A 22115-nucleotide genomic window follows, 5' to 3' on the forward strand; every position below is an offset into this window, starting at 1 on the left:
GTATCACTCATACAAAGCCCCTGCTGGAGATACTCCACAGGGGCTTTGTGCTACTTACTACCTACAATTAAACAAATTACTGCTTTTTTCTTACCATTCACCATTCACAAACCTAAACCGCGTCTTTGCCCGTTTCACCGGTACGGATACGGATAACCTGCTCTAGCGGCATCACAAAGATTTTGCCGTCGCCGATTTTACCCGTGTTCGCCACCTGGGTGATGGCATCGATCACCTGCTCGGCCATATCATCATCCACCGCGACTTCCAGCTTCACTTTAGGCAGGAAGTCCACCACATACTCAGCGCCACGATACAGCTCGGTATGCCCTTTCTGGCGCCCAAAGCCCTTCACTTCCGTCACCGTAATACCCTGTACGCCGATATCAGAGAGCGATTCGCGCACATCGTCGAGCTTAAACGGCTTGATAATAGCTGTGATCAATTTCATTACCATATCCTCTAACTGGGTGGCCGTGATGGGGTCGGGTTGCACGGCTGCGATTGCGCAACCGATGACCGCTAACTACCAGCATACACCGCTATTGGCAGAGAATAAAAAAGCCTCCCACTCAGGGGAGGCCAGAAGGAGCACGCCAGCTCACTTGGTCAGCATTAAATTATTTCTTAATGCCGCTGTTTATTTCTTAATACCAAATTCGGGATAGGCTTCAAGACCGCACTCTGCGATATCAACGCCTTCATACTCTTCTTCTTCGCTCACCCGGATGCCCATGATGGCTTTCAGGATCAGCCATACCACTAGGCTTGCCAGGAAGACCCAACCGAAGATACCTGCGATACCGATGATTTGAGCACCGAATGACGCGTCGCCGTTGTTCAGCGGCACTGCCAGCACGCCCCAGATACCCACCACACCGTGTACCGAGATCGCACCGACCGGATCATCCAACTTCACTTTATCGAGTGTCACGATGGCAGCGACTACGATGATGCCACCGATGGCGCCAATAATGGTCGCGCCCAGCGCAGATGGAGAAAGCGGATCAGCAGTAATCGCCACCAGGCCAGCCAGTGCACCGTTCAGCGCCATGGTCAGATCCGCTTTGCGGAACCACAGTTTGGCCAGAATCAGGGCGGCAATCACACCGCCTGCCGCCGCAGCGTTGGTATTAACAAACACTTGCGCCACGTTGTTGGCAGAGTCGACCGCCGCCAGTTTGAGTTCAGAGCCGCCGTTAAAGCCGAACCAGCCCATCCACAGGATGAAGGTACCCAGCGTTGCCAGTGGCATGTTGGCACCCGGAATAGCGTGAATAGAACCATCTTTACCGTATTTGCCTTTACGTGGGCCTAGCACGATCACACCCGCTAGCGCTGCAGCTGCACCGGCAAGGTGCACAATGCCTGAACCCGCGTAGTCAGAGTAGCCCACTTCAGACAACCAGCCGCCGCCCCAAGTCCAGTAGCCGGATACCGGGTAGATAAACGCGGTCATGACCACAGCAAAGGCCAGGAATGCCCATAGTTTCATGCGCTCGGCGACAGCACCCGACACAATCGACATAGCGGTCGCAACGAAGACTACCTGGAAAAAGAAATCGGAACGCATGGAGTAGTAAGGTGCATCATCACCACCGGCGGTCACTGCATCCACGCTGTTCTCAGCGCCAATCAGAAAACCCAGGTTGGGTAAGAAGCCACCAGCGCTGCTGGAGTACATGATGTAGTAGCCCACCAATAAATACATGGTGCAGGCAATCGCAAACAGCGCGATGTTCTTGGTGAGGATTTCAGCGGTGTTCTTGGAGCGCACTAAGCCCGCTTCTAACATGGAGAAGCCAGCGGCCATCCACATGACGAGCACGCCACATATTAGAAAGTAGAACGTATCGAGCGCGTAGCTCAGATCAGTCAACTCATTCATTGTAAGTTCCCCGTTGAACTATAGAAATGATCCGCAAAGCAGCGTTAAACGGCGTCTGCACCGCGTTCGCCTGTCCGAATCCGAATAACGTCTTCAAGCGGTGTCACGAATACCTTGCCGTCACCGATCTTGCCGCTGTTAGCCGCACTGCAAATCGCATCCAGCACGCTCTCTAAGCGGGCATCGTCTACGGCCACTTCCACTTTTACCTTGGGCAGAAAGTCGACGACGTATTCCGCGCCACGGTACAACTCGGTATGGCCTTTCTGACGGCCAAAACCTTTAACTTCGGTGACCGTAATGCCCTGAACGCCGTTGTCAGCTAATGCCTCACGAACGTCGTCGAGCTTAAATGGCTTGATGATAGCGGTGATGAGTTTCATCCCGGATCTCCCCTGCTGGATAAGTCCTGCTAGATTGGTAGCGGCACAGCCGCCAGAATAAGCACCTGAACCGATAATGCGCATACTGTGCCAGCTGACTTTTTTTTCTTATAAGTCAGCTTATTAGCCAACAACTAAAGGGCACTGCGACGCTAAATTTGAGCCAATCCACAGTTACGCTACCGCTATTGCACCAAAAAAGAGCGTAAGCAAAAGTTGCCTGCTCCATTTCGATGCACCCCATATGCCCAACAGGAAATTCACACGGCGCATGCGAATTCGCCAACTGTTGCGTATCCTTACCGGTAAGCAATTACATAGATGTTCATTTAGCGAATTATTAAGGAGAGAGCAGCGATGGCGCCTCAAGACCGCATTAGCCGACTGGCCCAGCAGATTGGCGACCGTTTACAAAACGCTTCCCAGGCACCGGAAGATATTCAAAAGGGCGTGCAGCAAGTTGTACGTGGCGCCTTTGACCGCCTGGAGCTTGTCTCGCGGGAAGATTTCGACATTTTAATGGACGTACTGCAGCGCACTCGTTCTCGGGTAGAGGCGTTAGAGCGCCAGGTCGCCAACCTTGAAGCCGCCGTTGAAGCGTCAACGGCCTCCACTGCCACGCCGGTGGAAGCAGAAGTACCGCCGGTGCCTACCCCCGAACCGGACACAGACCCAGAGACAAACCCAGAGACAGGAAAAGACAAAGAGACAGCGCAGAAGAATAAGCCCGTTTAACGCTACAGCCTCTTAAGCAGCAATAGGGCCATCACCTATTGCTGCATTGTGAAGCAGATAATAACGCTCCCAAATAAATACGAATCACTATCGTTGACTTTGTGTTTTCTGGTGATACCCTCCGCCTCCTAACTCCCCACTGTTCGCGGATTGTTCACCATGCAAACGCTGTTATTTTCAAAATCGCCTTTTCCTAAGTCGCCTTCAACTGCTGCACTTATCGGCACCGGTCTGTTGCTGGGCCTCTCCAACAGCGTTTTCGCCCAAAACACGGCCTCCGGCACAAACGCCAACGACACCATGGTGGTCGTGGGATCCCGTACGCCCACCCAAATCAGCCAAATTCCTGGTGCGGTTTGGGTAATCGATAAGGAGATGCTGCAACAACAGACCCGCAATGGTGCAGACCTCAAGACGGCATTGGGGCGCCTGGTGCCGGGGCTGGATCTGGCGCCGCAAGGACGCACCAATTATGGGCAAAATATGCGCGGCCGTGGCGTGCAGGTGCTTATCGACGGCGTATCGCTGAACAGTTCCCGCGGGCTTTCCCGTCAGTTCGATGCCATTGATCCGTTTAATATCGAGCGCGTGGAAGTCCTCTCCGGCGCCAGCAGCCTGTATGGTGGCGGCGCTACCGGGGGCTTGATCAACATCATTACCCGCAAGGGTGAGGAAGGCCTCAACTGGCGCACAGAAGCGGGGGTCACCACCGGCTTCAACAACAGTGACGATATGGATCGGCGCTTGTCGCAATCGATTAGCGGCGGCAACGAGCGGGTACAAGGCTACCTGGGCACCGCCATTGGGGATAACGGCCGGCACTATGACGGCAGCGGCCAAGAGATCTTCCCAGATATCGCCCAAACCGACCTGCAGGACAATCGCAGCATTGATGTACTGGGTAACCTCTCCTTCCGTTTGAGCGACGAACAGAGCCTGGAGCTGGGCGCCCAGCTATATCGTTCCGGCTACGAAGGCGATCGCGGCGTTTACTTTCCCAACCTCGACGCGGCGACGCCCAACTTGAATGGTGCCGAGATTCGCGACGGTTACCGCTCAGAGCGCGACCCGGAAACCGACCGCAAGCTGGTTAACATCAACTATCATCACGCTAACCTGTGGGGGCAGAACTTCTACCTGCAGGCGTTTCACCGCGAGGAAGAGTCCAGCTTCCAGGCCTTCCCCTACCCTGTCGCCAACGGTCTGCAGTTTCGCGCCTCGCAGCAAAACACCGACTTGAGCGGCATCAAGGCGCTCTTCGAGTCGCGCTTGGATGACGACGTTTCGCTGACCTACGGCCTCGATATGGATCGAGAAACCTTCGATGCCAGTCAGATGCTGTTCGATAAAGATATATCGGACGCCTCCGGCGGTCTGGCTCAGCAAGCCTCTGGGGTTGAGCCCCGCTACCCCGGTTATCAAGTGGATGGGGTGTCAGGCTTTATTCAGGGCGACTGGCAGGCCACTCAGGGACTCAAGCTTTCTGCCGGTGTGCGCCAGCAGCATATGGATGTCGAAGTGGATGAATTCCAGGGGATCCCAGGCGGCGAAAATGACTACGAAGCAACCCTCTTCAATGCCAGCGCCCTCTATGATCACCGCAACGGCCACCAGAACTGGCTACAGTTCAGCCAGGGCTTCGAGCTGCCGGATCCCGCCAAGTACTACGGCAAGAGCCCTGATGTGAGTGTCGCTAATAATCCCTTGTCTGCCATTGAGACGGATCAGGTCGAGCTAGGTTGGCGCTACCAAGGGGGTAACTGGACGGCCCAAACGGCGCTTTACTACGCCTGGTCGGACAAGGCAGTGGAAAACGCCGAAGATCTAAGCGTCAGCGTAGTAGACGAAAAGAAACGCGACTTTGGCCTGGAAACCGCCGTGACTCGCTACTTCGGCAGTGGCGTAGAACTCGGGGGAACGCTGCACCTGGTGCGCTCCGAGCAGGAGAACGACCAGGGCGACTGGGAGAAACGTGACGCTCGCTATGCATCGCTCTCTTCCGCCACCGCCTTTATCGGCTGGACTGACTATGTTCGCTCGGCGCGCTTGCAAGCCAACCATAACTTCGACCTGAAGGACGCTGCCGACCGCGAGATCGAAGGCAATACCACCCTCGACTTATCGCTCAGCCAGGAGACCGGCTTAGGCACCGTCAGCCTGGGCGTGCAGAACCTGCTGGATGACCAGTATTCCACCGTTTGGGGTCAGCGCGCCGCGATGTTCTATTCGCCCTACTATGGCCCAGAGTACCTCTATGACTACCAGGGCCGTGGGCGCACTTACACTCTGAGCTGGTCGATGGCTTACTGAGCGCTGGTTCGCTAAACGCTGATAACCAATCAAGGGCGAGATAATGGTCATGGAAGTGGAAATGGCGGCACTAGATTCGATAACGCCATCTGGCACGCCACTCACCACCCATGACCTGCTGGCGCTTGGTCAGCGCTTCGGGATCGACTACCGCTTTCCCGAAGCGTCCGAGCGCGCCCAGCCAGCGCCATGCGTGGCCCGCGGGCGGGTGATGGATGTCGAGATAACGCCCACGCTGCGGGTGACGCACTCGGATCTTGACGTCCTGCACGCGTACGCCTCCACCTCCCGGCGTTCCGCTGCGTGGTTTCTCAGTGTTGTCCTTGAGGGGCGTATCCAAGTGGGGCTCGGTCACCAGTCATTTCAGTTGCAGGCCGGTGACGCTTTTAGTGCACATTTCAACGAGCAGATCGGGCTTGAAGTCTTCCAGCCCGCGCCGCAACGTTTGCGCATTCTGAACATATCGCTGCTCGCTTCCAGCGAGCCGCTTGCTTCTTTACCTATCGACGTTGCCCCTCCGGCAACGCCCGTGCTGCATACCTGGCAAGTGCCACAGCTCCTTCACCACAGCCTGGAAGCGGCACTGGTCACGAACTGGCCAGCAGAAAGGCAGCGTCTGTTATGGCAGGGTCTAGCGCTCCAGCTGTTAGCGCATGGGCTGCCTGCCAATTGCCTTGAGCCCGGCGACACAGGGAAAGCCGTCAGTTTCCCAGCGGGCCTTACCCATAGCGACCATCAGCGCCTGGAACGTTTGCGCCAGCAGCTCGAACAGTATCCCCACCAGGCGTATCGGCTGGAGCAATTGGCCAGCAACGCCGCCATGAGTCCCAGTAGCCTGCGTAGCAAGTTTCAGCGCTGTTACGGCTGCTCAATCTTCGACTATTTACGCCGCTGCCGCCTGGCCCAAGCCCAGGCGTACTTGCGCAAAGGCTATAGCGTGCAGCAAACCGCACACGCCTGCGGCTATCGCCATGCCACCAATTTTGCCACTGCTTTTAAGCGCGCCTTTGGTATCGCGCCCCATGAGGTGCTCAACCGCCACTAAGATCGCTGCGTTGTTGCGTTAGCGGTAGGTTCCCCTGTAGGAGGCTTTTTGGCAGCGCGCATACGCCTTTTGTCATTGCACATACCTTTCACAAGCAAATAAGCGCAATAATTCTCATTAGCACTTTGGTTAACTGATTCTTATTGCAGGTACTCCCCATGTTCATCGCCCAACACCGTTTGCTTCGCGCTCCACACATTTTACGCTCTCCCATCAGTGCTGCCGTTATCGCGGCCCTGGCCGTTTCCCCGCTGCACGCTCAGGAAAGCACCGAGCTGAACACGGTCACGGTCACCGCTCAACAGGCTGCCACCAAGGTAGAAACACCCTTTATCGAAACGCCCCAGAGCGTTTCCACCATTACCCGGGAGCAAATGGAGAACCGCGGTGTAAGCACCGTACAGCGCGCCACCGACTACACGCCCGGTGTTTACAGCAACCAGATTGGCGCCTCCAACCGCTTCGATTACCTGGTACTGCGCGGGTTTTCTGACGGCAGCTTGAGCAATACCTTCTTAGATGGCCTCAAAGTGATGGGCGATGCCAACTCCCATAGCAGTATGCGCATCGATCCGTGGTTTTTGGACAGCATAGAAGTCGTGCGCGGGCCCGCCTCGGTGCTCTATGGGCGCGCCTCCCCAGGCGGTGTGGTGGCCCTGAACAGTAAGCGGCCTGAATTTGAGCAGAGCGGTGAACTACGCTTTCGGGTGGGCAACAATAACCAACGCAGCACCGCGTTTGACCTCACCGGGCCGATTGGCGCAGAGCAGCGGGTGGCCTTTCGCCTAACCGGGATTGCCAGCGCCGCGGATACCCAGTTCGGCCCAGCAGAAGAAGAACGCTATGCCATTGCGCCACGCCTCACCTGGGATATGACCGACGACACCAGCCTAACCGTGGAGGCGTATCTGCAGGATGAGCCGGAAGGCGGCTACCACTCCGGCGTCCCCTACGAAGGGGCGGTGGTTGCCCACAATGGCCGCAAGATCAGCAATCACTTTTATGACGGTGAAGAGGATTACGACACCTATGAGCGCACCCAGCGCATGGTCGGCTACACCCTGGAACACCGCTTTAACGACCAGGTGACCGGCCGCCAGTTGATGCGCTACCTCAATTCAGACGTGGTGCTCAATCAGGTCTACGGCTATGGCTGGACATCCCCGGAATCTGACGAACTCACCCGCTACTACTCCGGTAGCAATGAATCGCTGGAAGCCTGGACGCTCGACAACCAGCTTGAAGCCAACATCAGCAGCGGCTTTATGGATCACACCTTGCTGTTCGGAGTGGATTACCAGCAGCGGGAGAACGACGTGTCATGGCCTACAGGGTATTTTCAGCCGCTCAATGCCTTTAACCCCGTTTATGGCAGCGGCCCCATCGAGTTCTACGCCCCCATACGCGAACGACATGAGATCGACCAGACCGGTGTCTACCTGCAAGACCAAATCGCCATGGATAACTGGCGCTTCACTCTGGGTGGCCGCTACGACTGGGTCAATATCGACAATGCCGACCGCGATAGCGGTGACACCAGTTCCCTCAGCGATACCCAATTCAGTGGTCGCGCCGGGGTGGTTTACCTGTTTGATAACGGCGTGGCGCCTTACCTGAGCTACTCCACCGCCTTCACACCCACCAGCTTCGTGAATGAGAGCGGCGATCTGCTCTCCCCCATGGAAGGCAAACAGTGGGAAGCGGGCTTGAAGGTTCAGCCTCATGGCAGCGCCAGCCAGTACAGCGCGGCCCTATTCCATATCAGCCAGGAGAATGTCGCCACCAAAGAGCAGCCTAGCGATCCTTACCGCGCGGTGGGGGAGATCGAATCCCAAGGGCTGGAACTGGAAGCGCAAACCCAGCTAACGGATACCCTCTCACTTCAGGCGGGCTACAGTTTCACCGATATCACCTACGCCAAAAGCGACGATGGCAACCAGGGCAATAACGCCATTTACTCCCCTCGCCATCAAGTGCAGCTATGGGGCCACTACCAGGCCAACGACGGCTGGCTGAACGGCGTGGATATGGGGGTCGGCGTCCGCCACTACGCGGATATCGCCGCTGACCGGGGCAATACCGAAACCGTGCCCGACTACACCCTGGTCGATGCCACTATTGGCTACGACCTGAGCCATGTCGGCGTTGAAGGGGTCGAAACGCGCTTAAACGTGAGCAATCTGCTCGATAAGGAGTATGTCGCTTCCTGTAACTCGCTTGAATATTGCTACTTCGGCGCTGAGCGCGGCGTCACCGCCAGCGTTCACTACCGTTTCTAAGCTTTCGGCCTAAGCCCTTGTCTAAGTCCTTGTCTAAGCATCATTAAGCAATCGTTAGCACATTTGCCCAGGCCAGCGTGCCTGGGCATTTTTCGTTGAATACAGGTTTGCAAACAATAAATATTATCGTTTAAATACAGCTCTTATTTTCCGGATGGCCTCTCAACACCATGCGCCACACCTCCCTGTTCTGTTTGCTCGCCCGCTGCGGGTTGTTCGCCGCTTGCCTACTGAGCGTTTCCAACGCCCAGGCCCAATGGGCCACGGTGGACTGGACGATCGCCGAAACCCTGTTGGCCATAGACGCCCCGGTTAGCAGCATCGCCCAGCAGAGTGACTACCGTGCCTGGGTAGGCGAACCGCGCATTCCTGATAACGTTAGCGATATGGGGCTGCGCACCCAGCCCAACATGGAACTGCTGGCCCAAGTGCCGCCAGAGCAAACGCTGATTTCGCCCATGTTTGCCGGTTTAACCCCGCGCCTGGAGCAAATTGCGCCGGTCACTCTGTTCTCGCTCTACGCCCCCGGCACTGATACCTGGCAAGAGATGCAAAAAGTGACTCGCCAGCTAGGCGAGTTAACCGAGCACCAACCCCAGGCAGAAGCGCTGATCGCGGAAACCGACGCCTTGATGGCCAACCTACGAGAGACCCGCCTCCACTCACAGACAGAAATCGCGCCGCTGCTGATGGTGCAGTTTATGGATGCCCGCCACGTGCGGGTGTTTGGGGAGAACAGCTTGTACAACGCCGTGCTGGACCAGCTTGAGCTGCCTAATGCCTGGGATCAAGCAACCAACGCCTGGGGGTTTGCGCTAGTAGGGATTGAAGCCCTGGCGCGCTACCCAGAGGCAACACTGGTAATCATCGACCCGCTGCCCGCCGGGGTCGAAGAGCAACTGGCGAAAAGTGGCCTATGGCAGCAGCTTCCCAGCGTTAAGCATGACAAGCTGGTGCACCTGCCGCCCGCATGGAGCTTCGGCGCGCTGCCTTCCTCCCAGCGGTTTGCCCGAGAACTAACCACGGCGTTGGAAGAAGCTACCGCGGTTAATCACTTGGTAGGTAGAAAACCGTGACGCTACCAAAGCGTCCTTAACTACGATAGGTTAGGCACTTAAGATAAAGTAGAGTTCGCTTACATTGGAGTTAGGTTTTTTTACCTAAAAGCAGCGAGGGAAGAGCATGACGCTAGCCATTGTCGCCACGCGAGCGGGCGTGGGGTTAGATGCACCGGCGGTGCATGTTGAGGTGCATCTGGCTAACGGCTTGCCGGGCCTAACGCTGGTGGGCCTGCCGGAAACGGCGGTAAAAGAGAGCCGCGAACGGGTGCGCAGTGCACTGGTTAATGCGGGCTTTGACTTCCCCAATACTCGGCGTATTACCTTAAACCTCGCCCCTGCCGATTTGCCCAAAGAGGGCGGCCGCTTCGACCTTCCCATCGCTCTTGGTATTCTCGCCGCCTCAGGACAAATTCCCGTGGAAGCGTTGGAAGGCATGGAGTGTGCGGGCGAGCTAGCCCTGGATGGCAAACTGCGTGCCGTGCCGGGCATACTGCCCTTTGCCCTGGCCACACGGCGAGCCAAGAAAGCGCTGATTGTTCCCCGCGACTGCGCCGATGAAGCGGCGTTGGCAGGCGATTTGCCGGTGCTGCCCGCCGACACGCTCTGGCAAGTCGTCGCCCACCTCCTCGACCAGGAGAAGATCCCGCCGCACAGGCTCAGTGCCTCGGTGAAAACCACTGCCCCGGTGGATGATCTTGCCGATGTACGCGGCCAGCAGCAGGCTCGACGCGCGCTGGAAGTCGCTGCGGCCGGGGGGCATAACCTGCTATTTGCAGGCCCGCCCGGCACGGGTAAAACCATGCTGGCCAGTCGCCTGCCGGGCATTCTGCCACCGCTTTCCGAAGAGGATGCCCTGGAAGTCGCTGCCGTACGTTCGGTCTGCGGGCTACCGCTGGAAGCCGACTGGGGTAAGCGACCATTTAGGCAACCGCACCACAGCGCCAGTGCCGCCGCCCTGGTGGGCGGTGGCTCAAAACCCAAACCCGGCGAAATATCCCTCGCTCACCATGGTGTACTGTTCTTAGACGAGCTACCGGAGTTTTCCCGCCATGTGCTAGAGGTTTTGCGCCAACCGCTAGAGACGGGAGAGATACATTTAGCTCGCGCCAGCCATGAACGTCGGTATCCAGCTCGGTTTCAATTGGTAGCCGCAATGAACCCCTGCCCCTGCGGCCACTTAGGCGACCCACGCCAGCGCTGCCAGTGTACTGCAAGCCAAATCCAACGTTATCAAGCGCGGCTTTCCGGGCCGCTGCTAGACCGCATCGATCTGCAAGTGGAAGTGCCCGCGCTCCCCCCAGAACAGCTTACCGCGCAAACCCAAGGCGAATCATCGGAAGCTGTGCGTGAGCGGGTAATGGTCGCCCGAGAACGCCAAATGGCCCGCGGTGCGCTAAACAGCCAGCTAAGCGGCAAAGCCCTGGAAGCCGCCTGCGCACTTAACGATGAAGAGCGCGCCTGGCTGGCAGGCGTACTCGAAAAACTCAAACTCTCCGCCCGTGCCTACCACCGCGTACTGCGGGTAGCACTCACCCTGGCTGACCTACAGGGCGAGCCCAAGCCCACCCAACCGCACCTGATCGAGGCGATTGGCTACCGCCAACTGGATCGGATGCTGAAGGGCGCTTAACGGTGGTTATTGGCCATTACATCGACAAGCCGTTGGCAGAGGGCGTCAAGCTTCTCGCCGGTAGCAGCGTCATTTAGCGCGCCTGAATCGTTAAACGCGCTGCCTGCCTTGGGTAGCGATAACGGTTGCGGCAATACGATCAGCCCAAGATTGGCAAGCAACTGCTGGCCCAGCGGCAGAGCTCGGATACCGCCCAGTCCACCGGGCGATGCGGCCACCAGCGCCGCCCATTTTCCGGCGAACAGGCCAAGCCCTGGCGTCTCTTGGTAAGGCCTGGATAGCCAATCCAAGGTGTTTTTCAGCAGCGGGGTGATAAAGCCGTTGTACTCCGGCGAGGCGATCAGCAGTGCTTGGTGATCTGACAGAATCTCACGCAACTTCAGCACATTATCCGGCATGCCCTGGGCTTCGATATCCTCATCGAACAGTGGGCAGGGGTAATCCTTTAAATCGATAAAGGTTGCTTCACCGCCAAGCGCTTCAATCCGCTTGGCGGCCAGTTTGGCTAGCTGTTTGTTCAGTGACGCTTCTCGGGCACTGCCTGCAAATACCAGCACCTTTGACATTGTCTCTCCTTTTAAAAGTACGTTAATGCATATTTTTGCCAACATCGCCGACAACACTATCGACAAACACATCCAGCGCTTCAAACAGTTCTTCCCGAATGGCATCAGATTCATTGACTAAATGGTGGCGAGCTTCCGGGTGGCGATGAATGTCGGCATTGGGAAACTTCTTCGCCAGTATGGCTAAATTCCACTCCCAATCGACGGTCAAATCCTGCTCGCCCTGAAGTATCAAGGTTGGCAATGGATTGGGCTCCTGGGCCAGCAGTCGCGGCATCCAGCGGCGCATCGCGCTAACCCAAGCAACGCTTAGCCGCTCGGGCTGCAGCGGGTCACTATTACGTAGAAACTCGGTAAACTGCTCGTCGTTAGAGTTGGAGCGATATTTACGCGGCAACTCTTTTATGAACGGACTGGCTATCAAGTGCAACCAGCTTGTTTGGCTCCACCCCCAAGGCCTTACCAAGGGCGCCAGCAGCACCAAACCTGACCAGCCGGAAGCCTCACGGCGGGTGAGCGCGTCGGTGGCCAGAATCGCCCCACCGGTGCTCTGGCCCACGCCTAACCATGGCTCAGGCGCCATGCCTTGTTCCTTAAGAGTCGTCTGCAAATGGGCCAGGCAGTGTTGATAATCATCGAAATCTTCTATTGCCGCCCGCGCCCCGTTGGAAAGTCCGTGGCCGGGTAGATCCCACAACACCACTCGCCAGCCCTTCGCCAGCAGGCGTTCAAGCAAATGGCGATATAACCCCATATGGTCATAGTAACCGTGAACCACAAAGGCAGTGCCCACCGGCTGCGGAGGGCTCCACACTTGGCACCACAGTGCAAAGCGCCCCGTATCAATAAAACCTGCATGCACTTCACTGGTATCTAACAGCAGCGCTTCTAAGCCATAGTGCTGGAAATAGCCTTGCATGGCGTCTGCCAATATTTCCCCTGGCAAAAGGCGGTTAAGGGCGGTATCGCCCGAGGCGTGGCGAAACAAGCCTTCCAGATGTTGGAAATCACTCATCGATGTTTCTCCATAACGCCATTGTCCATTGGCCCAGGCGCGGCAGATGGGTAGCGCTCCCAGCACCTAATGCCTAGTCATTTGGTCGAGCATTTTAGCGCATTAGGGTCTACGCTGTTTACATGCCCGAGCAGATGTGGAATTATTTTCCATAAATACATTTTAATCTGCCCGTGGCCAACCATGTTCTAAAGAACAGATTCTAAAGAACAGAGTGCCCACGAGCATCCTCACAGGAGAAACCCCCATGAGCGAGCGTATCACGCGCCACCGTTTACAGGTGGCAGGCGATTTAGATCGTTTTATCAATGAGCAGGCGCTACCGGGAACAGGCGTTGATGAAAATGCCTTTTGGGCCGGTGTGGATGCCCTGTTTTATGATTTGACCCCAAAAAACCGTCAATTACTTGAAGAGCGCGATGCTCTGCAAGAAAAACTCGACGCATGGCACCGGGAAAACCCCGGCCCAGTGACCGATATGCCGGGCTACCGCCGCTTCTTGAAAGAGGTCGGTTACTTGGCCGAAGCGCCGGCCAACGTCAAAGCGACCACCGCCAACGTTGACCGTGAAGTCGCCGTTCAAGCGGGGCCTCAGTTGGTCGTACCGGTGAGCAACGCACGCTATGCGCTGAACGCGGCGAACGCGCGCTGGGGCAGTCTTTACGACGCCCTGTATGGCACCGATGCGATTTCAGAAGGCGACGGCGCGGAAAAAGGCACCAGCTTTAACCCGAAACGCGGCGCCAAAGTGATTGCCTACGCCCGTGGCGTGCTTGACCGTGCGGCGCCGCTGGCAACTGGCTCGCACCGTGATGCAGTGAACTACGCTATTCGTGATGAACACCTGGTGGTGACGCTGGAAGGCGGTCGTGAGACGGGCCTTAAGGATTCCGGCAAGCTAATTGGTTTTAGCGGTGAAGCGGCGAAACCCGACGCCATTTTGCTGGGTAACAATGGCCTGCACCTGGAAATTCAGATTGACCCCAGCGACGCTATCGGCAAAACCGACCCGGCAGGCGTTAAAGACGTGGTGGTGGAAGCTGCGCTGACCGCGATCATGGATTGCGAAGACTCCGTTGCCGCCGTGGACTCAGAAGACAAGGTCGGTGTTTACAGCAACTGGCTGGGTCTAATGAAGGGCGATCTAGAAGAGAAGATCGAAAAAGGCGGCAAAACCTTTACCCGCAAGCTGAACGCTGATCGCACTTGGCAAACCACCGATGGCGGTAGCGTCACGCTGCCCGGCCGTTCGCTGATGTTCGTGCGTAATGTGGGTCACTTAATGACCACACCAGCGATTTTGGATGACAAAGGCAATGAGCTACCGGAAGGTATCCTGGATGCAGTCGTCACCTCGCTGCTCGCGCTGCACGATCTGAAAAAAGACGCCGACCAGCCGCGCAACTCGCGCACCGGTTCTGTGTATATCGTTAAGCCGAAAATGCATGGCCCTAAAGAAGTCGCCTTCGCCAACGAGCTGTTTGGTCGCGTCGAAGACATTCTGGGCATGAGCCGCGATACCCTGAAAATGGGCATCATGGACGAAGAGCGCCGCACCACGGTTAACCTCAAGGCGTGTATTGCCGAGGCAGCTTCACGGGTGGCGTTTATCAACACCGGCTTCCTCGACCGTACCGGTGACGAAATGCATACCGCCATGGAAGCGGGCCCCATGGTGCGCAAGGGCGACATGAAAGGCGCCGCATGGATTCAGGCCTACGAGAAGAGCAACGTGCAGGTGGGCCTTGCCTGCGGCCTGCGCGGTCGCGCCCAGATCGGTAAAGGCATGTGGGCCATGCCCGACCTGATGCACAACATGCTGGAGCAGAAAATCGGCCACCCGAAAGCCGGTGCCAACACTGCTTGGGTGCCCTCTCCTACGGCGGCGGCGCTGCACGCACTCCACTACCATCAGGTGAATGTCACCGACGTTCAGCGCGAGCTGGAAGGCCTGGGCGAGCCCGACTATTTGGATGAGCTACTCAGCGTGCCCGTGGCGGAAAACGCCAACTGGTCGGATGAAGAGAAGCAGCAGGAGCTGGATAACAACTGCCAGGGTATTCTCGGCTACGTAGTGCGCTGGGTAGAGCACGGCGTGGGCTGTTCAAAAGTGCCGGACATTCACAACGTGGGCTTGATGGAAGACCGCGCCACGCTGCGTATCTCCAGCCAGCACATCGCCAACTGGCTGCACCATGGCATTGTCGATGCGCCGCGGGTAGAAGAGACCCTCAAGCGTATGGCCAAAGTGGTCGACGAGCAGAATGCAGGCGACCCCACCTACACCGCCATGAGCGCCGATTTTGAAGGCTCTACCGCTTTCAAAGCCGCCTCTGACCTGATCTTCAAAGGCCGCGTACAGCCTTCCGGCTACACCGAGCCGCTACTGCACGAGTGGCGTCAGGTGCATAAGGCGAAGTAAACGAGCCTCCCCCTGAAACATAGCCCTGAAACAAAGCTATGAAACATAGCCCCGAGGCTCGCACCTCGGGGCTTTTTTATTTATGCTTCTTGACGTTAACGTAAACAGAAGCATGCGCAGAAGTTGGGAGTAGGCTAAAGAGAGGGTCTTATTCCATGGATGGCATAAGTAGCGCCCAGGGTAGGGGTTACAGCGCCCTCTCGTCAGCCTACTGCCAGCGGCATGAATGGCCTGAGAGAGTGAAAACAACAATGACTGTAATGACCGCCGAACAGATTGAGCACTTCCTGGATGAAGTGTTCCCCCAGCGGATGGGCAAGATAGAGAGCGTGGGCGACATGACGGCCACCATGCGCTTGAAGATAGGCAACGAGCATTTGCGCCCCGGCCCACGGATTTCCGGGCCTACCATGATGGGCTTTGCGGATGTGGCTATGTACGTGGCGATATTGGCGCAAATTGGCCCCGAACCAATGGCCGTGACCAGCGATTTAAACTGTCACTTCCTCCGCGCAGCCTCCGGTGATCACGATATTATCGCCCACGCCAAGCTGATCAAACTCGGCCGCCGCTTAGCAGTGGGCGAAGTACAGCTGTTCTCAGCCAGCGACGAAACGCGCCCGGTGGTGCATGTCACCGCCAGCTATGCATTGCCTCAAAAACCTGATGGCGTTTCAGCGTGAGTCACCCCGCCTCAGGCTATCAAGGTGCAGTATCAGGGAGTTGGTCGATCATTCGATCAAGGGTTATGGGGTATTCACGCACCCGAACGCCGGTGGCGTTATAAACCGCGTTGGCGATAGCCGCCGCCACGCCACAGATGCCAAGCTCACCGACTCCCTTGGCTTTTAGGGGCGATGAAGCCGCATCCGTGGTATCCAGAAAAATAACCTCCTGCTCGGGGATATCGGCGTGAACCGCCACCTCGTAACTGGCAAGGTCGTGATTAACAAAGAAACCGCGCTCAAGGTCAACGGTTAGCCCCTCCGACAAAGCTGCACCCACGCCCATCGTCATACCGCCAAGCACTTGGCTACGCGCGGTGATCGGATTTAGGATGCGGCCCGCATCACACACCGCGAGCATACGCCGAACACGCGTCTCGCCGGTATAGGCATGCACGCCTACCTCAATAAAATGCGCCCCAAAGGTGCCAATCTGCATGTCGTCTTTAAAGTCGCCAAAGTGGATAGTATCTTCGGCGACAAGCTCCTCACCATCTGCCACATCGGCAAGCGCCAAGTCAGTATCCCCGGCTAGCACGCGGCTGTTTTCAAAACGTGGCTTTTCGACACCTAAGTGCTTGGCTATTTGCTCTTGAAGCGCCAAACAGGCGGCGTACACACCAGCGGTAGAACTAGTAGCGCCAAACTGCCCGCCCGACCCGGAAGAAATAGGATAGGTACTGTTGCCTAGCCGAATCTCCACATCCTCCATGGCCATCCCCATTGTCTCGGCAGCTGTCTGAGCGAGAATGGTGTAGGAGCCGGTGCCGATATCGGTCATATCGGTCTCAACGATCAGCCGCCCGCCCTGCAAACGTACGCGTGCCCCGGAATCCAGCGTGGGCGCTCCGCGATAGGCCCCTGCCATACCGTGACCGATCAACCACTCTCCTTCGCGTTTTTCCCCAGGCGTGCGATTGCGCGCCTCCCAGCCGAAGGCTGCTGCGCCTTGGCGTAAACACTCAACATAATAGCGCTCGCTAAAGGGCTTTGAGGGATCTTCTGGGTCGACTTGGGTGTCATTGAGTATTCTGAACTCGACAGGATCCATGCCCAGCTTCTGCGCCATTTCATCCATGGCAATTTCCAGCACGGCAAGCCCTGAGGCTTCGCCGGGAGCGCGCATATCCGCCGATTCGGGTAGATCCATCTCAACAGGCTGATGAGCGACGCGGCGACTCGCACCGGCATAAAAAGTGCGGGTTTGATTGACCGGGTTCTCGCCGCTGCCGCCGGGCAGGGTATGCGAAACCGCGGCATGGTCGAAGGCGGTTATCTTGCCCTGGGTATCGGCAGCGATTCGCAGTCGCTGAATGGTGCCAGAGCGGTGAGTAGCATTATTGAACACCAGCGGGCGAGGCAAAGCCAGCTTGACCGGCCGCCCTGAGGCCCGCGAGCCGAGGGCGGCGAGTACCGCATCAGCGCGTAGCCATAGCTTTCCACCAAAACCTCCACCAATGAAGGGGCTTTCGACACGAATCGTGTCGGGGTCGATATTGAAGGAGGTCGCCAACGCCTGTTTATTCATTTCGATCATCTGGTTCGACGTCCACACCGTCATCTGGCCGCCATCTGACCAATCAACAATCGACGCGTGGGGTTCCATCATGGCGTGGCTTTGGGAAGCGGTGCGATAAATTTCATCTAGCGAGAAGGCCGCAGCTTGAAACGCGCCTTCAACGTTACCCACGTCTGACAGCGGTTCGCCAGTGTTATCCAGCTTTTCCCAGGCAGCTTCAAGGTCGAAGACACCCTGCTCTTGTTGATAGCTGACGTCGATCAGCGTTGCGGCAGCTCGCGCTTGCTCCAAGGTATCTGCTACGACTACCGCAATTGCTTGGTGGTAGTGGGCGATCTTATCGCCACCGAAAAGCCGGGCAACGTTGTTTTCCGAGCGTTCAAGCGGTTCAATCTCAAGCGTTGTTACCACTGATACAACGCCCGGCGCGGCGCGGGCAGCAGACGCATCCATATGGGTGATTCGCCCCTTGGCAATGGTCGCGCATAGGGGATAACCCACCAGTTGTTTTGCCACAACGTCATGACGCTCGTAAGCATAGGGCGCACGCCCCATCACCTTAAGCGTGCCGTCGATTCGCGCATGGGGTTTGCCGATAATACGGGCGTGATCGAACAGGTTATCTTCCGCTGATTGATTAAAGTCCATGGGTCACTCCTGAGCCAGCAGCGCGGCAAGCGTTCGCTCTGCCAGAGTAAGCTTATAAGCGTTTTCTTGGGTCGGGCGGGCACCATCTAGTAATTGACTCATGACCGCTGATGCGCCCTGAGGCAACGCCGCATCGGCGGCGTCACGGCGCCAAGGCTTCGGGGCCACGCCGCCAAGCGCGACACGGCCGCTGCCATCCGGCGTTTGGATAAGCGCAACGGATACCAGCGCAAAAGCGTAAGACGCTCGATCGCGCACCTTAAAATAGCCATGACGGCCTTCAACAGGCGCGGGCAGCACAACACCGGTAATCATCTCGCCCGGCGCCAGCGTGTTTTCAACCTCTGGGGTGTCGCCAGGCAATTGGTAAAACGCATCCAGCGACTGGTATCGCGTCTCCCCACTCGGCGTAACGGTTTCCACTTCGGCATCTAATACCCTGAGCGCAACAGCCATGTCCGAGGGATGAGTGGCGATACACGCCTCTGACGTGCCGATAACGCCCAGCCCACGCGAGCTGGCGCCTTCACCGAGTGCCGCACAGCCAGCCCCAGGCGAGCGCTTGTTGCAGGGCATGCCGGTGTCGTAAAAATACGGGCAGCGCGTGCGCTGGAGCAGATTACCGCCGGTAGTGGCTTTATTGCGAAGCTGGCCCGATGCGCCAGAGACAAGGGCTCGGCTGAGCACCGCATAATCGCGACGAATTCGGTGGTCGGCGGCCAGCACGCTATTGCTGACCAACGCCCCGACACGCAAACCGCCACTGCTGGTCTCGGTAATAGCGTTGAGCCCGGTACCCGTTACATCAATCAGGTGCAGCGGGGTTTCAATCTCGTGCTTCATTAAATCAAGCAGGTTGGTGCCACCGGCAATAAATTTGGCGCCAGGCACTTCAGCAGCGCGGGCGGCCGCTAGAGCGGGATCTGATACGCGTTCATAGGAGAAGGCTCTCATGCATGCTCCTCCGCTACCTGATTGATGGCTTTTAGAATATTGGCGTAAGCACCACAGCGGCAGAGATTGCCCGACATGCGCTCGCGAATCTCGGCGTCGGTCACCTCAATCGGTACGGTTAGATCCTTCGTTACATGGCTGGGCAGATCCGCACGAATCTCCTCAAGTACTGCCTTTGCCGAACAGATCTGGCCCGGCGTGCAGTAGCCGCACTGGAAGGCATCATGATCGATGAAAGCTTGCTGCATGGGGTCAAGATCGTCGGGCTCTCCCATCCCTTCGATGGTCACAACGTCATCGCCTTCATGCATGACGGCTAGCGTCAGGCAGGCGTTAATCCGTTCGCCATTCACCGATACCGTGCAGGCGCCGCACTGCCCGTGGTCGCAACCCTTCTTGGTGCCGGTGAGCTTTAAATGTTCACGTAAGGCATCCAACAGCGTCGTTCGATTATCCAGTTCAAGCTGGTGCCTTGCTCCATTAACCACTAAAGAGACATTCGAGCGCTCCGCGCGATTCTGCGCAGTTTCGCGATGCCTTTCAGCGCTGTTAAGTGGGTTCATAACTATGTGCCTTCCTTGCTCATTGCTGTCGCTTTATGAATGTCGTCACGACTTCAGCATAGTCATGATTGGAGTAAGCAACCCGGCTTTCGGGCATAAAGGTTCTGAAAAAAAAGATCTATTACATCCTCTGTACATGCGGTTGCTACGCTAGGCTATAAGTCTTATGCCCACGCCAAAACAAGCAATGGATGCCGTTTGCTAACTATTGGAAGCGTTATAAATGCAGCATTTGGATCGGCAAGTGATTGAGCAAGCGCTTAAGTGGTCTCAGGAAGGGAAAACGATTTGGCTGTGTACCGTGCTGGCCACATTTGGCTCTTCGCCGCGCGCGCCGGGCTCTTGGATGGTCGTCAGCCAAGAGGGCAAGCACATCGGTTCGCTTTCGGGTGGCTGTGTAGAAGATGACTTTATAAAGCGTCTCGGCGTGGGAGAATACGATCGCCCAATAACTGTGACACGCTATGGTGATCCCGACGATACCCAAGGCGCGCATATTGCGCTTCCCTGTGGCGGTGTTTTAGAAGTGTTGATCGAACGCCTGCGCTCAACAGCTGACACCCAGAAGCACTTGGCCACCCTGCTAGCTACCCTTGATGGCCATCACCGTTTGATACGAAACGTGAATTTAACCACGGGAGAGCAATCCTTCAGCGAGGATGCCACGCTCGGCCCTCGCGTGGTTCGGTTGGATGAACAACCATACGATGAGCAAGAACATGATCGGCAAGATGTTGTTCAAATGCGGATTGCCCCAGCCAGACGACTCATTATTGCCGGCATTTCGCCCATTTCCACCCCTTGCGCCGCCTTTGCCGCCACTCTGGGGTTTGAAGTGATCGTCTGCGATCCAGACGAGGCGGCCTGCGCAGACTTTGCAGTGCCGGGGGTGGCCGTCAAAGCGTTACTGCCCTCGCTGTACATTGCCTCCGGCGCTTGCCATAGCGCAACGGCGGTTGTGGCGCTCACTCACGACCCGCGTATTGATGATTTAGCCATGATGGAAGCCGTTCGCACGTCCGCTTTCTATATCGGCGTGATGGGTTCAAGACGCACATCAACTGCGCGCGCTGAGCGGTTGATTCGCTCTGGAGGGTTAACAGAAGAGGAGGTCGGCCGCCTGCATATGCCGATTGGCCTAGCACTGGGAAGCAAGACCCCGGCTGAGATTGCCCTCGCTGTTATGGCGGATATCGTGCGGGTGCAGCACGGAAGAACTATCGATGAGCTGTCTTGATGAACTCTAGCAACGTTGTCGCATTGGTCATGGCCGCCGGTTACTCGCGCCGGTTTGGTGAGCGCGACAAGCGCTGCGCGTGCTTGGCTGATGGACGCACGCTGTTAGCTGCCAGCGTCGCCAACGCCGAGCAAGCCTTTCCTCTGCTGCGCGTGGCGATCCGCGAAGAGGACGACGCAGACCTTTTAGGGCTTGCCGAAGGCACACAGCTTATTCGTATTCGTCAGGCGCGCCTTGGCCTGGGTTCAAGTCTGGCCGAGGCGGTAGCTGCGCTTAGCAATGATCTTCACCTCTCTAACGTGGAAGCGGTGGCGATTTTATTGGGCGATATGCCCTACCTTCAGCGAGACACGCTATCCGCGCTACAGCAGCTAGCCACTCACGACACCATCGTGAGGCCCTGTTTCAAAGGCCAACCAGGCCATCCGGTTATATTCGGACGTTCCCTATGGCCAGCCCTTCAATCTTTAAGCGGCGATGCCGGTGCCAAAGACGTTATTCGTCGCCACGCGGCGCACTACCGAGAGTATGCCGTGCAGGACAACGGCACGCTTATCGATATCGACACGCCGGAGGAGCACAGCATCACGGCGCCAGCGTCATAAACGGCTCATCTTGCTGGTCGCTAAACGCGTAGACGTCATAGGGTTCACTTTGTGGCCCCGGCATACCCGGCGTGCCGATGGGCATCCCCGCTAGGCCAATGCCATCGACGTCAGGCTGCTCTTCAAACAGTTTGGTGACGGCTTCCATCGGCACATGGCCCTCGATCCAATACTCGCCCATCTCGATGGTATGGCAAGAGCCCAGGCCATAGGGCACGCCCGCCTGCTGTTTGATATCGCCCAGCTCTACGTCATCAATAATCGTCACTTCTACGCCAAGCTCTTCAAGATGGCGCGCATATTCGTCACAGCAGCCGCACTGGGGATTTTTGTAAAGCGTGGCTTCGTCAGGCAGTGCCGCATGCGCCGAGGTCGCCCCCAGAACCAGTGCACCAGACAGCAATAGTGAGGTAGTTAAACGGCTCATAAATAACCTCCTTGATAGAAACGACTAAAATATTGAGTAAAACGGCGAGGCACGCTGCTATATCAGCCATACAACGGCAGAGGCGTAAAGCTTACCACCTGTG

The 22115-nt window shown here is 57.1% G+C and carries 19 protein-coding genes; 10 read left to right on the plus strand and 9 right to left on the minus strand.

The features are described from left to right. Nucleotides 1–112: 112 nt before the first annotated feature. The 3 genes from glnK to A6R74_RS17240 all read right to left on the minus strand — a co-directional run bounded on the left by glnK (nt 113) and on the right by A6R74_RS17240 (nt 2271). Nucleotides 113–451 (minus strand): P-II family nitrogen regulator, encoded by a 339-nt coding sequence (glnK, locus tag A6R74_RS17230; protein WP_007112362.1) that lies wholly within the window; start codon nt 449–451, stop codon nt 113–115. 189 nt (nt 452–640) lie between these two features. Further along, the gene (locus A6R74_RS17235; protein WP_064235687.1) at nt 641–1888 is read right to left on the minus strand and encodes an ammonium transporter; all 1248 of its coding nucleotides are present in this window, start codon (nt 1886–1888) and stop codon (nt 641–643) included. Between the two features lie 44 nt (nt 1889–1932). Further along, entirely contained in the window at nt 1933–2271 is a 339-nt protein-coding gene (locus A6R74_RS17240; RefSeq protein ID WP_007112359.1) for a P-II family nitrogen regulator, read from the minus strand. 357 nt (nt 2272–2628) lie between these two features. On the opposite strand from A6R74_RS17240, the gene A6R74_RS17245 reads away from it, so the two are divergent. The 6 genes from A6R74_RS17245 (at nt 2629) to A6R74_RS17270 (ending at nt 11331) form a co-directional block, all read left to right on the plus strand. Beyond that, a complete protein-coding gene (locus A6R74_RS17245; protein ID WP_064235688.1) occupies nt 2629–3006 on the plus strand; it encodes an accessory factor UbiK family protein in 378 nt (125 codons plus the stop codon). A gap of 159 nt (nt 3007–3165) precedes the next feature. Next, nucleotides 3166–5316 carry a TonB-dependent receptor gene (locus A6R74_RS17250; protein WP_082906727.1) on the plus strand — a complete coding sequence of 717 codons (2151 nt, stop codon included), beginning with the start codon at nt 3166–3168 and terminating at the stop codon, nt 5314–5316. Nucleotides 5317–5377: 61 nt separating this feature from the next. Beyond that, nucleotides 5378–6361, plus strand: a complete 984-nt coding sequence (locus A6R74_RS17255) for an AraC family transcriptional regulator (RefSeq protein ID WP_064235796.1) — start codon at nt 5378–5380, stop codon at nt 6359–6361. Between the two features lie 158 nt (nt 6362–6519). Continuing rightward, the gene (locus A6R74_RS17260) at nt 6520–8640 is read left to right on the plus strand and encodes a TonB-dependent siderophore receptor (protein WP_064235689.1); all 2121 of its coding nucleotides are present in this window, start codon (nt 6520–6522) and stop codon (nt 8638–8640) included. 170 nt (nt 8641–8810) lie between these two features. Further along, the gene (locus A6R74_RS17265; RefSeq protein ID WP_064235690.1) at nt 8811–9716 is read left to right on the plus strand and encodes an ABC transporter substrate-binding protein; all 906 of its coding nucleotides are present in this window, start codon (nt 8811–8813) and stop codon (nt 9714–9716) included. A 106-nt stretch (nt 9717–9822) separates the two neighbouring features. Continuing rightward, a complete protein-coding gene (locus A6R74_RS17270; protein ID WP_064235691.1) occupies nt 9823–11331 on the plus strand; it encodes a YifB family Mg chelatase-like AAA ATPase in 1509 nt (502 codons plus the stop codon). On the opposite strand, the gene A6R74_RS17275 is transcribed toward A6R74_RS17270, so the two are convergent. Both A6R74_RS17275 and A6R74_RS17280 read right to left on the minus strand, forming a co-directional pair. Then, nucleotides 11328–11897, minus strand: a complete 570-nt coding sequence (locus A6R74_RS17275; protein WP_064235692.1) for an NADPH-dependent FMN reductase — start codon at nt 11895–11897, stop codon at nt 11328–11330. The genes A6R74_RS17270 and A6R74_RS17275 overlap by 4 nt on opposite strands. Nucleotides 11898–11919: 22 nt before the next feature. Continuing rightward, a complete protein-coding gene (locus A6R74_RS17280; RefSeq protein WP_064235693.1) occupies nt 11920–12912 on the minus strand; it encodes an alpha/beta hydrolase in 993 nt (330 codons plus the stop codon). A gap of 247 nt (nt 12913–13159) precedes the next feature. On the opposite strand from A6R74_RS17280, the gene A6R74_RS17285 reads away from it, so the two are divergent. Together A6R74_RS17285 and A6R74_RS17290 are read left to right on the plus strand one after the other, a co-directional pair. Continuing rightward, complete coding sequence (locus A6R74_RS17285; RefSeq protein ID WP_064235694.1) at nt 13160–15334, plus strand: malate synthase G; 2175 nt, start codon at nt 13160–13162, stop codon at nt 15332–15334. Nucleotides 15335–15585: 251 nt separating this feature from the next. Further along, complete coding sequence (locus A6R74_RS17290; RefSeq protein WP_064235695.1) at nt 15586–16017, plus strand: PaaI family thioesterase; 432 nt, start codon at nt 15586–15588, stop codon at nt 16015–16017. Nucleotides 16018–16036: 19 nt separating this feature from the next. On the opposite strand, the gene paoC is transcribed toward A6R74_RS17290, so the two are convergent. The 3 genes from paoC to paoA are packed head-to-tail and all read right to left on the minus strand — an operon-like array spanning nt 16037 to nt 19743. Next, nucleotides 16037–18226: an aldehyde oxidoreductase molybdenum-binding subunit PaoC gene (gene paoC / locus A6R74_RS17295; protein ID WP_064235696.1), complete on the minus strand. Its 2190-nt coding sequence runs from the start codon at nt 18224–18226 to the stop codon at nt 16037–16039. 3 nt (nt 18227–18229) lie between these two features. Next, nucleotides 18230–19180 (minus strand): FAD binding domain-containing protein, encoded by a 951-nt coding sequence (locus A6R74_RS17300; RefSeq protein ID WP_064235697.1) that lies wholly within the window; start codon nt 19178–19180, stop codon nt 18230–18232. After that, nucleotides 19177–19743: an aldehyde dehydrogenase iron-sulfur subunit PaoA gene (gene paoA / locus A6R74_RS17305; protein WP_082906729.1), complete on the minus strand. Its 567-nt coding sequence runs from the start codon at nt 19741–19743 to the stop codon at nt 19177–19179. The genes A6R74_RS17300 and paoA overlap by 4 nt, the downstream gene beginning before the upstream one ends. A 223-nt stretch (nt 19744–19966) precedes the next feature. On the opposite strand from paoA, the gene A6R74_RS17310 reads away from it, so the two are divergent. Further along, nucleotides 19967–20980 (plus strand): XdhC family protein, encoded by a 1014-nt coding sequence (locus A6R74_RS17310; RefSeq protein ID WP_064235698.1) that lies wholly within the window; start codon nt 19967–19969, stop codon nt 20978–20980. Continuing rightward, nucleotides 20980–21585, plus strand: coding sequence for a nucleotidyltransferase family protein (locus A6R74_RS17315; RefSeq protein ID WP_082906730.1), 606 nt, complete (start codon nt 20980–20982; stop codon nt 21583–21585). The genes A6R74_RS17310 and A6R74_RS17315 overlap by 1 nt, the downstream gene beginning before the upstream one ends. On the opposite strand, the gene A6R74_RS17320 is transcribed toward A6R74_RS17315, so the two are convergent. Next, a complete protein-coding gene (locus A6R74_RS17320) occupies nt 21566–22012 on the minus strand; it encodes a DUF411 domain-containing protein (protein ID WP_064235700.1) in 447 nt (148 codons plus the stop codon). The two genes, A6R74_RS17315 and A6R74_RS17320, sit on opposite strands and share 20 nt — an antisense overlap. Nucleotides 22013–22115 lie beyond the last annotated feature (103 nt).

The sequence above is a fragment of the Halomonas sp. ALS9 genome, assembly GCF_001651035.1.
Taxonomy (GTDB): domain Bacteria; phylum Pseudomonadota; class Gammaproteobacteria; order Pseudomonadales; family Halomonadaceae; genus Vreelandella.